The sequence below is a fragment of the Streptomyces sp. CB02414 genome, assembly GCF_001905385.1.
In the GTDB taxonomy this organism is placed as follows: Bacteria; Actinomycetota; Actinomycetes; order Streptomycetales; family Streptomycetaceae; genus Streptomyces.
The window spans coordinates 429,377-442,792 of sequence record NZ_LIPF01000006.1; the positions used below are offsets into that span (position 1 = coordinate 429,377).

The 13,416-nt window shown below is 72.8% G+C and carries 11 protein-coding genes, 1 tRNA gene and 1 pseudogene; 12 read left to right on the forward strand and 1 reads right to left on the reverse strand.

Annotated elements, in window-relative coordinates:
* The 9 genes and pseudogenes from AMK11_RS37970 to AMK11_RS21840 form a co-directional block, all read left to right on the forward strand.
* Positions 1-507 (forward strand): annotated as a pseudogene (locus AMK11_RS37970) (hypothetical protein); the annotation flags it as partial.
* 56 nt (positions 508-563) lie between these two features.
* A complete protein-coding gene (locus AMK11_RS21805) occupies positions 564-986 on the forward strand; it encodes a phage tail protein (RefSeq protein WP_073729682.1) in 423 nt (140 codons plus the stop codon).
* 46 nt (positions 987-1,032) lie between these two features.
* Positions 1,033-1,755, forward strand: a complete 723-nt coding sequence (locus AMK11_RS21810; protein WP_073729683.1) for a CIS tube protein — start codon at positions 1,033-1,035, stop codon at positions 1,753-1,755.
* Positions 1,755-3,680 carry a VgrG-related protein gene (locus AMK11_RS21815; protein ID WP_073729684.1) on the forward strand — a complete coding sequence of 642 codons (1,926 nt, stop codon included), beginning with the start codon at positions 1,755-1,757 and terminating at the stop codon, positions 3,678-3,680. The genes AMK11_RS21810 and AMK11_RS21815 overlap by 1 nt, the downstream gene beginning before the upstream one ends.
* A gap of 58 nt (positions 3,681-3,738) precedes the next feature.
* Positions 3,739-4,191, forward strand: coding sequence for a GPW/gp25 family protein (locus AMK11_RS21820; RefSeq protein ID WP_073729685.1), 453 nt, complete (start codon positions 3,739-3,741; stop codon positions 4,189-4,191).
* A complete protein-coding gene (locus AMK11_RS21825; protein ID WP_073729686.1) occupies positions 4,191-6,149 on the forward strand; it encodes a putative baseplate assembly protein in 1,959 nt (652 codons plus the stop codon). Before AMK11_RS21820 ends, AMK11_RS21825 begins: the two co-directional genes overlap by 1 nt.
* Positions 6,150-6,208: 59 nt before the next feature.
* Positions 6,209-6,718, forward strand: a complete 510-nt coding sequence (locus AMK11_RS21830) for a phage tail protein (protein ID WP_073729822.1) — start codon at positions 6,209-6,211, stop codon at positions 6,716-6,718.
* Between the two features lie 572 nt (positions 6,719-7,290).
* Positions 7,291-8,556 carry an NADase-type glycan-binding domain-containing protein gene (locus tag AMK11_RS21835; protein WP_241847038.1) on the forward strand — a complete coding sequence of 422 codons (1,266 nt, stop codon included), beginning with the start codon at positions 7,291-7,293 and terminating at the stop codon, positions 8,554-8,556.
* A gap of 109 nt (positions 8,557-8,665) precedes the next feature.
* The gene (locus AMK11_RS21840) at positions 8,666-10,318 is read left to right on the forward strand and encodes an alpha/beta hydrolase (protein WP_073729687.1); all 1,653 of its coding nucleotides are present in this window, start codon (positions 8,666-8,668) and stop codon (positions 10,316-10,318) included.
* A 57-nt stretch (positions 10,319-10,375) separates the two neighbouring features.
* On the opposite strand, the gene AMK11_RS21845 is transcribed toward AMK11_RS21840, so the two are convergent.
* Positions 10,376-10,449, reverse strand: a tRNA-Thr gene (locus AMK11_RS21845).
* Positions 10,450-10,666: 217 nt separating this feature from the next.
* On the opposite strand from AMK11_RS21845, the gene msiK reads away from it, so the two are divergent.
* The 3 genes from msiK to AMK11_RS21860 all read left to right on the forward strand — a co-directional run bounded on the left by msiK (position 10,667) and on the right by AMK11_RS21860 (position 13,309).
* The gene (gene msiK / locus AMK11_RS21850) at positions 10,667-11,803 is read left to right on the forward strand and encodes a diacetylchitobiose ABC transporter ATP-binding protein MsiK (RefSeq protein WP_073729688.1); all 1,137 of its coding nucleotides are present in this window, start codon (positions 10,667-10,669) and stop codon (positions 11,801-11,803) included.
* A 223-nt stretch (positions 11,804-12,026) separates the two neighbouring features.
* Entirely contained in the window at positions 12,027-12,497 is a 471-nt protein-coding gene (locus tag AMK11_RS21855; RefSeq protein WP_241847030.1) for a hypothetical protein, read from the forward strand.
* Positions 12,498-12,571: 74 nt separating this feature from the next.
* Entirely contained in the window at positions 12,572-13,309 is a 738-nt protein-coding gene (locus AMK11_RS21860; protein WP_073729689.1) for a nucleotidyltransferase family protein, read from the forward strand.
* Positions 13,310-13,416: the final 107 nt, after the last annotated feature.

The following is a 13,416-nucleotide window of genomic DNA, read 5'->3' on the forward strand; positions in this document are numbered from 1 at the left end:
CCCGTCGCGTCCCTCACCCCACCCCGACCGGCACCACACCCCGCACTCCACCCCGCCACGGCCCCCGCGGCCCCCACGGCTCCCGCGCTCCCGGCCCAGCGCGCCCCCGGCCGTACCATCGGCGCCCTCGCCGCCGCCGCGTCGGCCACCGTCGCCGACACCCTGGGACGCTTCCGATCGCCCTCGTCCCAGCAGTCGCCCGCGCAGTCGGCCCCGCACTCACCGCCGAACGCCCCGGCCCCGCCCCCGCCCTACGAGCCGCCCCCCTCGTACAGCGCGGCCACGACCCCGCCCGGTGGTCACCCGTCCCACGCGCCCGCCCCGGAGACGGACCCTCCGCCCGCGTACACGGCCGTGCCCGAAGGCGGGTTCGACCCGCGCGAGCTCACCGACTTCCAGCTCGACGAGCTGGTGCACCGGATCATCGGCCGCGTCACCCGCCTGGTCCGCACCGAACTGCGCATGGACCGCGAACGCGTCGGCAGACTCCGCGACCCCCGCGCCTGACCGGCGGCCGCCTCCCCTCGCGACCGACGTACCACCCGACAGAAAGGCCATCCCCGATGCCCCGCCAGGACCCGGGCTCCACGATCTGGTTCACGCTCACCATCGACGGCGAGAGCCTCGGCTACTTCAACGGGTGCGAAGGACTGTCGTCCCACGTGGAGATCGAGCAGCGCCAGGAGGGCGGCAACAACGGGTTCGTGTGGCAACTGCCCACCCGCGTCTCCTACTCCAACATCCGGCTGACCCGCCCCCTCACCCCGGACACGGCCAAGGTCGCCAAGTGGATCTCCTCCGTGCAGACCGGCATCAAGCGGCCCACCGCGCAGATCTCGGCGCTGCGCGCGGACGGCTCGCTGGTCGCCCGCTGGGGGCTGATCGAGGTGCTGCCGGTCAGCTGGCAGGGCCCCAGCCTCGACCCGGCGAGCCCGGCCGTGGCCACGGAGGTCCTGGAGATCGCCCACCACGGGTTCACGGACTGACGGCGCCCCGCAGCAGAGGGACAGAAGAGGCAGAAGGAAAGAGACCATGGCAAAGAGCGGCAAGGGCGCCGGCAAGAGCCTCGTACGCGCCAACCTCGCCATCCACGAACCGCCCACCGGCACCACCACCACGCCCGGCGCGCTGATGCGCAGGTTCGCCTTCGAGTTCAACCCGGCGCAGCTGTCCCTCACCCAGCGCGCCCAGTGGAAGGCGACGCCGACGATGGCCGTGCGGGACGGTTCGAAACCGGAGTTCATGGGTGCCGACCCGCGGGAGATGACGCTGGAGATCTTCCTGGACTCCTCCATGAAGCCCAACGGCAACACCGTGATGAAGAAGGTCGAGTCGCTGCTGCTGTGCTGCGAGGTGACCGCCAAGAGCATCGCCGCCAAGCAGCCCTCGCCGCCCTGGGTGGTCTTCGAGTGGGGCTCCTTCTCCACGGCCCGGTTCACGGCGTACGTCTCGTCGATCGAGGCGCAGTACACCCTCTTCGGCACCACCGGCGTTCCCATCCGCGCCACCTGCCAGGTGTCCCTCGTGGAGATCCCCGGCCCGACCCAGGGCCAGAACCCGACCTCCGGCGCGCTCACCGCCCAGCGCGTGCACCGCGTCGTCGCCGGGGACTCCCTTCAGTCGCTGGCGTGGAGCGAGTACGGCAGTGCGGGCGCGTGGCGGGCGATCGCCGAGGCCAACGGCATCGACGACCCGTCCCACCTGCCGACCGGCACCGAACTGATGCTGCCCGCCACCGAGGAGGTGCCGCACTGATGGTGCGTCCCGCGTTCTCCAGCATCGTCGAGGTCAAGATCGGCGGCGCGAAGCTGCCCTCCGACATCGCGCCCCTGCTCGTGGAGGGCTGGGTCGACCAGGGCGTCGGCGTGCCCGCGGCGTTCCGCCTCACCTTCCGCGACCCCTACCGCCTAGTCCTCGGCAAGCTGAACGTGCAGTTCGGCTCCAGGATCGTCATCACGCCGATCGCCGACGGGCAGGGCATCGGCAACCCGCTGCTGACCGGCGAGGTGACCGGTCTGGAGGCCGACTACGACGGCACCGGCAGTTTCACCGTCATCCGCGGGTACGACTACGGGCACCGCATGATGCGCCAGCGCCGGGTGGCCGCGTACCGCAACCAGAAGGCCTCCGACATCGCCCGCAAGCTCGCCGCGATGGACGGCGTGTCCATCGGCCGCATCCAGCCGACGAAGGGCATGTACGGGTTCATCAGCCAGTCCAACGTGACCGACTGGGACTTCCTGTCCCGGCTCGCCGACGAGAACAACATGGTCATGTCCCTGGACGCGAAGGGGAAGTTCCGCTTCGTCACGCCGAAGCCGTCGGCGGGGGCGCCGTCGCCGAAGACGGACGGCGACAAGAGCACCTTCGTGCTCCAGGCCGGCCACGACATCCTGCGGCTGCGGGCCGCCGTCACCGCCGCCGACCAGGTGGGGAAGGTCGAGTCGCGCGGCTGGAACGTCACGACGAAGAAGAAGATCACCGAGGTCGCGCCCGCCACCACCGACCCCGGCTTCAGCATCGGCACGACACCCGGCCAGGCGGCCGGGAAGTTCAAGCCCGCCAAGCTCGTCGAGACCGCCAGCCCCTACGACAAGCAGGACGAGGTCCGGCACGCCGCGAAGGCCCTCGCCGCCGACGTCACCTCCTCCTTCGCCGAGCTGGAGGTCGCCGTCTACGGCAACCCCGACCTCAGGCCCGGCGTCCCCGTGGCGCTCTCGGACGTCGGCAGGCCCTTCGAGGGCAAGTACACGGTCACCTCGGTCCGCCACGTCTTCGGCGACGGCAAGCACTACGAGTCCTGGATCACCGTCAGCGGACGCCAGTGGCGTTCCCTGTACGGGCTGGCCTCGGGCGGCGGGGGCGGGGGCGTGGACGCCGCGAGCGCGGCGCGGCTGCCCAGCGTGGCCAACGCCATCGTCACCGACGTGCAGGACCCGCTGAAGCAGGGCAGGGTCAAGCTCCAGTTCCCGTGGCTGGACGACACCTACGTCAGCGACTGGGCGCGCAGCGTGCAGCTGGGCGGCAAGGGCGGCGGCGGGGTCTTCCCCATGGACGTCGGCGACGAGGTGCTGGTCGGCTTCGACCGGGGAGCGCTGGACCACCCGTTCGTCATCGGCGGGCTCTACAACGGACGGGACCTGCCGACCAAGGTTCCGGACGTGCCGCTGCACGACGGGCTGAAGAAGCAGGCCGCCCGGCACACCCTGTCCGACCGCCAGGGCAACCGCGTCGACCTGCTCAGCCAGCGGACCGGCGGGCGCAAGCAGGGCGTGCGGATCGCCAGCGGCAACGACAAGCTGATCATCAACCTCGACCGCACCCAGACCGAGATCACCGTCGACAGCAAGGGCTCGGTCAGCATCACCGGCAGCCGCTCGGTGTCGGTGGAGGCGGGCACCAGCCTCACCCTGCGCGGACGCCGCTCGGTGCTGATCGACAGCGGCGGCCCGCTCACCCTCAAGGGCAAGGCCCTGGTCAGCCTCACCTCGCTGGGCGGCGCGGTCAACGTCAACGCGATGGGCGGCGCCATGAACCTCTCGTCGAGCGGCATGACGTCGATCAACGCCACCGGGATGGTCTCGGTCAACGCCGTGGCCAACGTGAACATCAAGGGCATCAAGGTCGACCTCTTCGGCGCCGTGTTCGTCAACACCGTGAAATACCCGCTCCCCGCATGACAGGCACCGGAGCAGGCACAGGAACAGGTACCGGAAGCAGAAGGCAGGTGGCCCCCTGATGGCCGAACAATTCGTCGGCTCCGGCTGGGCGTTCCCCATGCGCATCGGACCCACCGGCGGCATCGCCCTGGTCAGCGGCGAGCGCGAGGTCGAGGAGGCCATCCGGCTGGTCCTCGCCACCGCGCCCGGCGAGCGGCCGATGCGCCCCGAGTTCGGCTGCGCCATCCACGACCTGGTCTTCGCCCCGGTCAACGAGCAGACCGCGGGCCGCATCCAGCACGAGGTGTACGTCAGCCTGGACCGCTGGGAGCCGCGCATCGAGGTCCACGAGGTCGACGTCAGCACGGGCACCGACCAGAGCGTCCTCTACATCGACGTCCGCTACTCGATCCGCGGCACCAACAACCCGCGCAGCCTCGTCTTCCCGTTCTACGTCATCCCCTCCCACGACGAGCCGGACCTCCCCGGTGGTCCCGCCGGCCTCCCGGGCTCTCCCGAAAGCGACCGCTGATGTCCCTGCCCTCCCCCAACCTCGACGACCGCCGCTTCCAGCAGTTCGTCGACGACGCCAAGCGCTACATCCAGCAGCGCGCCCCGGAGTGGACCGACCACAACGTCTCCGATCCCGGCGTCACCCTCGTCGAGACGGTCGCGCACATGGCCGACCAGATCGTCTACCGCCTCAACCGGGTCCCCGAGAAGAACCACCTGGCCTTCCTCGACCTGGTCGGCATCACCCTTTTCCCGCCCTCCGCGGCCCGCACGGACGTCACCTTCTGGCTGTCCGCGCCGCAGGAGGACGCGGTCCTGGTCCCGTCCGGCGCCGAGGTCGCCACCCTGCGCACCGAACGCGACGACGCCGTCGTCTTCGCCACCGAACGCGACCTGGTCGTCGTACCGTGCGCGCTCGGCCGGCTCGTGGTGCAGCACCGCGGCGAACCCGTCACCGACCGCACCACGGACCTCGCCGAGGGCAAGGACCTCATGTGCTTCGCCGAGGCCCCGGAGCCCGGCGACTGCATGCTCATCGGCCTGACCGCCGCCACCCCCGACTGCGCCCTCGCCCTCGAACTCGACAGCCGCGTCGACGGCGTCGGCGTCGACCCCCGCCAGCCGCCGCTGGTCTGGGAGGCGTGGACGGAGGACGGCTGGCAGCCCTGCGAGGTCGACCAGGACGGCACCGGCGGCCTCAACCGCCCCGGCGACATCGTGCTCCACATTCCCGGCGGCCACGTCCTGTCCCGCAACGGCGGCCACGAGGCGGGCTGGATACGCTGCCGGGTCACCGACCCGCTGCCCGGCCAGCCCTTCTACACCACGTCGCCCACCATCCGTTCCGCCGAGGCGTACACCATCGGCGGCACCACCCGGGCCGTGCACGCCGAGACCGTCCACGACGAGGCGCTCGGCGAGTCCACCGGCCTGCCCGGCCAGCGGCTGCGGCTCGCCCACGCCCCCGTCGTCGCCGACGACCCGCCCGTCCTCCTCCAGACCGCCGCCGACGACGGCTGGCAGGACTGGCGGGTCGTCCCGCACTTCGCGGCCTCCCGCCCCGACGACCACCACATCACCCTCGACGCCGCCACCGGCGAGATCGCCTTCGGCCCCGCCGTCCGCGAAGCCGACGGCACCCTGCGCCAGTACGGCACCGTCGCCCCCAAGGGCGCCGTCATCCGCGCCCGCCGCTACCGCACCGGCGGAGGACGGGCCGGCAACGTGGCGCGCGGCGCCGTACAGGTGCTGCGCACCTCCATCCCGTACGTCTCCGAGGTCGTCAACCGCGAGGCCGCGCGCGGCGGCGTCGACGGCGAGACGGTCGAGGAGGCCAAGCTGAGGGCGCCGATCACGCTCCGGGCCCAGGAACGCGCCGTCACCCTGCGGGACTACGAGGAACTGGCCCGCCGCGCCGCCCCCGAGACCGCCCGCATCACCTGCCTGGAGGGCGAGGAGGGCGACCACGGCGCCTACGCGGTCCGCGTCCTGGTCGTCCCCCAGGCCGTGCCCGACCCGGGCGGCCGGCTCCGCTTCGAGCAACTCGTCCCCGGCGACGCCCTGCTGGCCCGCATCACCCGCCACCTCGACGAACGGCGCCTCATCGGCACCCGCCTCGCCGTCGGCCCGCCCTACTACCAGGGCGTCACCGTCGTCGCCACCGTCCACGCCTTCCGCGGCACCGACACCGACCGCGTACGCCGCCAGGCCCACGACGCCCTCTACCGCCACCTCGACCCGCTCACCGGCGGCGCCGACGGCAAGGGCTGGCCCTTCGGCCGCCCCGTGCAGACCGGCGAGGTCTTCGCCGTCCTGCAACGCGTCCCCGGCGTCGAACTCGTCGACGAGGTCGTCCTGCACCCCGCCGACCCGCTCACCGGCAAACGCGGGGACCCCACCGACCGCATCGACCTGCAACCGCCCGCGCTGGTCTTCTCCTTCGACCACCGGGTCCGCGTGATCGGGGACGGCACGTGACGACGACGCCCTACCGGGGCTCGGTCGACGGCCTCGGCTCCTCCCTGCCCCTGGGCACGATGCTGCCCGCCGTCTTCGCCGACGACGACCTCGCCCAGCGGTTCGTCGGCGGCCTCGACGACGTCCTCGCGCCCATCCTCAACGTCCTCGACTGCCTCGACACCTACTTCGACCCCGCCCTCACCCCGGCCGACTTCGCCCAGTGGCTCGGCACCTGGGTCGGCGCCGAGACCGACGGCACCGAACCCGAGCCCCGGCTGCGCGCGGCCGTCGCCGCCGCCGCCCGCCTGCACCGCGTACGCGGCACCCGGCAGGGGCTGGCGGAGGCCGTACGGCTCGCGTTCGGCGCCGAGCCGGAGATCAGCGAGAGCGGCGGCGCCGAGTGGAACGCCCGCCCCCTGGGCCCGTTCCCCGGCACTCCGCGCCCCCACCTCCACGTCGCCCTGCGGCTGCCCGACCCGACGCCGGCCGACCGGCACCGCCTGGACGCCCTCGTCGCCGCGGCCCGCCCCGCCCACATGCCCTACACCGTCGAAGTGACCGCCTCCGAAAGGACCCCGGAGAGATGACCACGCAGAACTGCGCCGAGTGCGGAACGCGCGCGGAACCGGGCCAGTCCTTCTGCGACGCGTGCGGCGCCGTACTCCGCTGGGAACAGGCCGGCCCCGCCCGCGCCGGCCGGCCCGCCTCCGCACCGTCCGACCAGAACCCCGGCTGGGACGCCTTCGACCGCCCCGGCCCCGGCGGCACGGGGGTGGCCCCGGCCCGCCCCGGCCTCGCGGACCGGCCGGCCGCTCCCGGACAGCCGCACGCCGACAGTTCGGCACCGTCCCCGGGCACGCACACGGTCCCGGGTGCGGGGTCGAGTGCGGGGTCGAGTGCGGGGACAACCCCGGACGCAGGCCCGGGAACGGAGTCCGCACCGGGCGCCGGACCAGAGACGGCCTCGGGCACGGGGGCCACCGACAGCACGGCGCCCCACCGCACCGTGGACACCCGTCCCAGCGCGGAGGCCCCCGGCACCGGCGAGGCCACGAGCACCACGGGACCGGCGGCGAGCACCACGTCACCCACCGGCACCGCCGACACCGTGAGCGCCGCACGCGCGGCGAGGGCGGCGCGGGCCGCCAGGACCGCGAGGATGGCGGCAGGAGCCGCGGGAACGGCCACCGCCGCCTCCGCGCCCACCAGCACCACCGGGACCCCGGGAGCCACCTGGCCGGCCGCGGCAGCCGGCCCGGCCCCCTCGGCCGGAGCGCCCACTCCCTCCGGGACCGCACAGCCCAGCACCGCCCCCGCCTGGTCGACCGGCGCCACCACGGCCCACCCCGCCCCCGAACCCTCCGGAACCACACCCCCGTCCGCCACGGCCGACACACAGCCCACCGACCCGGCGCACCCCACCCCCGCAGCCTCCGCTCCGGCCCCCGACACGGAAGACACCGCCCCCACCACCCCCATCGCCCCCGAGCCCGGCGCCGCGCCGGACGCCCTCAGCGACACCATGAACCACCGCGCCCGCTCCCTCCTCGTCCCCGTCGCCGACCCGGAGACGCCCGCCGCCGCCCCGACCCCCGCGGTCGCCCCGGTGCTGCCCGGCCGCCCCGACGCCGACCGGCCCCAGGTGCGCGCCCCCGGCCACCAGCCGGACATTGCCAACGGCCCGCCCTGCCCCTGGTGTTCGACCCCCAACCGGCCCGACCGCCACTACTGCGCGCGCTGCGCGATGCCGCTGGACCGTACCGGCGAGGGCGAACCGCGCCCCGCCCCGTGGTGGCGCCGGCTCTTCGGCGGGCGGCGCAGCGAGACCCCCTGGGCGGGTGACCGGCCGCGCCTGCGCCGCGTGTTCGACCGCATCGGCACCTGGATCACCCTGGCCGTCGTGATCACCCTGGCGGTCCTCGGCTTCGTCTACATCCCCGACGGCGTCCAGGCCACCCGCGACCACTTCGCCAAGCGGGCCCCGGTCTCCCCGGACCGGATCACGGCCTCCCGCTCCTTCCCCGGCCACAAGCCGGAGCTCCTCATCGACAAGCGCAGCAACACCTGGTGGGGCCCGGGTGTCGTGCAGTCCGGCGAGGGCCAGTGGGTCGAGGTCAGCTTCACCCAGCCGACCCGGCTGCTGGACCTGATCATCACCCCGGGCACCTCCACCAAGCCCGACCAGCTCAACAAGTCGGCGCTGCCGCACCGCGTCAAGGCGACCATCACCAACAAGGACGGCAGCACCACGACCCGCGCCCTCACCCTGGACCAGGGCGCCGGCGACCAGCGCCGTCCCTTCCGCGTCGGCGAGGTCACCAAGGTCCGCTTCACCATCGAGTCGGCCCACGCGGCCTCCGCCGACAAGCAGGTCGCCATCGCGGAGATCGAGTTCTTCGGCCCCTCCAGCGCGAACCGCACCTGACCCGCCCCGCCCCCCTGCCCGCTGCCGTCGCCACACCGGGCAGGGGGCCGCTTGCGCCGAATGGCCGCCGTACCGTGCGCCCGCGGCCGGCCGGCCAGAGCCTGAGCCCATGCCCACAGCACGAGTGATATCCACCGCTGCCCTGCTGTCCACGGCGACCCTGCTCTCCTGTTCCCTGGCGGCCTGCGCGCCGACGGCAGGGAACGGCGGCCGGGGAGCCGACGGCGCCACGGCAGCGAGCGACCGGGACGACGTGAACCGCTTCCGGCAGCAGACCCTGGACTGGCGGGACTGCCCCGCCCCGACCCCCATCCAGGGCGGCGGCGAGGCCCCCGCCCCGCTCCCGGACGGCACCCGCTGGCAGTGCGCCACCATGCAGGCGCCCCTGGACTGGAAGAAGCCCGCCGGAGACACCATCGGCATCGAACTCATCCGGGCCCGCGCCGGCGGCGACGCGGACGACCGCATCGGCTCCCTCCTCTTCAACTTCGGCGGCCCGGGCGGCTCCGGCGTCGCCGCCCTGCCCGCCTTCGCCCCCGACTACGAGCAGCTCCGCTCCCGCTACGACCTGGTGAGCTTCGACCCGCGCGGCGTCGGCAACAGCCGCGGCGTGCGCTGCCTCGACCCCGAGGCGGCCGAGGAGGCCGAGGAGCGGGTCGACGAGACGCCCGACGACGGCGGCGACGAGGCCGACGCGCTGACCGAGCTCAACAAGCTGATCGCCGCCGCGTGCGAGAAGAACTCCGGCGACGTCCTCCCGTACGTCGGCACCACCGAGGCCGCCCGCGACCTGGACCTGATGCGGCAGGTCCTCGGCGACGAGAAACTCCACTACTTCGGCATCTCGTACGGCACCCAACTCGGCGGCGTGTACGCCCACCTGTTCCCCGAGCACGTCGGCCGGGCCGTCCTGGACGGCGTCGTCGACCCGACCCAGGACACGATGGAGGGGGCCCTCGGTCAGGCCGCCGGGTTCCAGCTCGCCTTCGAGCACTTCGCCGAGTGGTGCGTCGAGCAGCGCTGCACGATCGGCGAGGACGTCGAGGCGATCGTGGACGCCGCCGTGGAGCTCCAGGCGGGCCTGGACGAGACCCCGCTGGGCACCTCGGACGGCGGCGAACTCGACGGCGACGAGGTGCTCGCCGCCATCACCGGCTCGCTCTACAGCCAGTCCTTCTGGCCCGCGCTCCTGGTCGGCCTGGAGGCGGTGACCGGCGGCGACGGTGACGTCCTGGCGGACCTGGCGGAGGTACTCGGACAGCACGGCGCCGGCGGCGACAGCGACGACGCCGCCGAGGACGACCCCGTGGACGAGAGCAACGAGAACGACGCCTTCCGGGCCATCACCTGCGACGACTCCAGCGACCGCTACACCGTCGCCGACGTGGAGCGGATGATGCCCGAGTTCGTCGAGGCGTCGCCCCTGTTCGGTCCGGGCCTGGCGTGGAGCGCGCTGTCCTGCACCGGCTGGCCGGTCCCCGGCGAGGCCCACCACCCCGAGGTGAGCGCACCGGAAGCGGCGCCGGTCATGCTGGTCGGCAACACCGGCGACCCCGCCACCCCCTACGAGGGCGCCGCCCGCATGGCCGAGGCGCTCGGCAAGGGCGTCGGCTTCGAGCTCACCTACCGCGGCGAGGGCCACGGCGCCTTCGACTCCGGCAACCCGTGCGTGCGCGACGCGGTCCACACGTACCTGCTCGACGGAGAACTCCCGAAGCCCGGCGCGGTCTGCGAACCGGAGCCCGTGCCGGAAGGCAAGTAGCGCCTGACACCGAAGGCCCGCCGTCCACAGGACGGCGGGCCTTCGCTCTCGCTTCCGAGCCCCCTGTCGGATTCGAACCGACGACCTTCGCTTTACAAGAGCGGCGCTCTGACCAGCTGAGCTAAGGAGGCGTCGCGCGGCGGCGCGCGCGGAGGCTCCACTGTACACAGAGCCGGTGAACGATGTGATTCGAAAATTTCGGCGAAGTTCACAGGCCCCCAGGTACTGACAGATCAGGTGAACGCCAGGTACCGTCCTGTGCCAGTTCACCCGTGTGGACTACACCACACCACCTTCCTACAACGGATCGTCCGGCACGTTCCTGCCGGTAGAAGGGGGCCCATCACCATGGCCACAGTTACGTTCGACAAGGCGACCCGCGTCTACCCGGGTTCCACCAAGCCCGCCGTCGACGGTCTCGACATCGCGATCGAGGACGGCGAGTTCCTCGTCCTGGTCGGCCCGTCCGGTTGTGGAAAGTCCACCTCGCTCCGCATGCTCGCGGGGCTCGAGGACGTGAACGGCGGCGCCATCCGCATCGGTGACCGCGACGTCACGCACCTGCCGCCGAAGGACCGGGACATCGCCATGGTGTTCCAGAACTACGCGCTGTACCCGCACATGACGGTCGCCGACAACATGGGCTTCGCGCTCAAGATCGCCGGCGTCAACAAGGCGGAGATCCGGCAGAAGGTCGAGGAGGCCGCGAAGATCCTCGACCTCACCGAGTACCTGGACCGCAAGCCGAAGGCGCTCTCCGGCGGTCAGCGCCAGCGTGTGGCGATGGGCCGCGCGATCGTGCGTGAGCCGCAGGTGTTCCTCATGGACGAGCCGCTGTCCAACCTGGACGCCAAGCTCCGCGTCTCCACCCGTACGCAGATCGCCTCGCTCCAGCGCCGCCTGGGCATCACCACCGTCTACGTCACCCACGACCAGGTCGAGGCCATGACGATGGGCGACCGCGTGGCCGTGCTCAAGGACGGTCTGCTCCAGCAGGTCGACTCGCCGCGCAACATGTACGACAAGCCCGCCAACCTCTTCGTCGCCGGTTTCATCGGCTCCCCGGCCATGAACCTGATCGAGGTCCCGATCACCGACGGCGGCGTGAAGTTCGGCAACAGCGTGGTGCCGATCAGCCGCGAGGCCCTGGCGGCCGCCGCCGACAAGGGCGACCGCACGGTCACCGTCGGCGTCCGCCCCGAGCACTTCGACGTGGTGGAGCTGAACGGCGGGGCGTCCAAGACCCTGTCGAAGGACTCCGAGGACGCCCCGGCGGGCCTCGCGGTCTCGGTCAACGTCGTCGAGGAGACCGGCGCCGACGGCTACATCTACGGCACGGTCGAGGTCGGCGGCGAGACGAAGGACCTCGTGGTCCGCGTCAGCAGCCGCGCGGTGCCGGAGAAGGGCACGACCGTCCACGTCGTGCCCCGGCCGGGCGAGAGCCACGTCTTCTCGTCCTCCACGGGCGAGCGCCTCTCCGACTGACGACGGCTGACGGAAACCACGCGGCCGGGTGAATTCACCCGCGTTGACGAAAAAGAGCCCCGCGGCCTGCTGCGGGGCTCTTTCCGTTGTCGACAAATACCCCGGCACAACGGACGTTTCGAGCAGTGTGCGTCAACCCCTTACCCATTTCGGTGCCGCTCTTCATCCCCCGAAAAGGTGACTAAATGTCGCCAAATCATTACCGGGCGCTACCCTCACTCGCGTGAAGCACTCCGTGAAGCACTCCACTACCCGACAGACGCGACGCGGCCGGGGCCCCGCCCACCGGATCGGCCGCTCTCTCGCCTTCGTCCTGCCCGTCGTCCTGGTGCTCTCCGGGACCCTCGCGGTCACCCGGGTCAACTGGTCGGGGGACTCGGCCGACTCGGTGCTCGCCGCGTCGGAAGCCTCCAGCGCCAAGGTCTCCACCGCCAAGGCCGCCAAGCGCGCCCCGCACGAGGTGCTGCGCGACCGGCTGCTGACCGAACTGCAGGAGGAGGACCCGGGCGCGGCCCTCACCCACCTCCAGCAGGCCGTGAACGAGCGCCCGTCGCTCGCCGGGCACTGCGCCTCCATCGCCCGCGCCCTCGGTCGCGCCGCGGTCAAGGTGTACGGCCCGACGCGCGCCCAGTCGTACGCACGCCCCGTCTGCGACACCGCCTTCGCCTCGGGCGTGCTGGCCGCGCACGGCTGAGGGCCGACGGGCCGACGGGACGATGAGCTGAGGAGCCCGCTCGGGTCCCGCGGGGCGCCGCGTACAGTTCGGGCATGACCGATCCGAACGCCGCGTCCCGCCGCCCCGTTCAAGCCGTCGTCCTGGCCGGCGGACAGGGTTCCCGGCTGCGCCCGTACACCGACGACCGACCCAAGCCGATGGTGGAGATCCCCGGCACGGGCACCCCGATCATCGGCCACCAGCTCGCCTGGCTCGCCGAGGAGGGCGTGACGGACGTCGTGGTCTCCTGCGGTCACCTGGCCGAGGTGCTGCAGAAGTGGCTGGAGGGCGCCGACCTGCCGCTCTCCGTCACGACCGTCGTCGAGACCGAGCCGCTGGGCCGCGGCGGCGGCCTGAAGTACGCCGCCGCGCACCTGCCCCACCCGGACCGGCCCTGGTACGCCACCAACGGCGACATCTGGACCCGTTTCTCGCTGCGCGACATGGCCGACTTCCACGCCGAGCGGGACGCCGTCGCGACCCTCGCCCTGGCCCGCCCGCGCCTGCCGTGGGGCGCCGTGCAGACGGACGGCTTCGGCCACATCACCGACTTCATCGAGGCACCGCCGTCGACCTTCGAGATCAACGCCGGTGTGTACGTCTTCTCGTCCGCCTTCGCGGCGATGCTCCCGGAGCGCGGCGACCACGAGCGGACGACGTTCCCGAGGCTGGCCCGCGAGCGCCGGCTGGCCGGTTTCCCGATCCCGCAGGGCTCCTACTGGCGTGCCATCGACACCGCGAAGGACCTGACGGAGGCCGCCCGGGAACTGGCGGCCCTGGGCGGCCGCTGAGCACCCTGGCACGCCGGTTCGCAGCCGGTACACCGAAGGGCCCCGCACGTCACGTGTGCGGGGCCCTTCGGCATGCGTACGGCCGCGTGGACCGCCGTGGGTGGTGG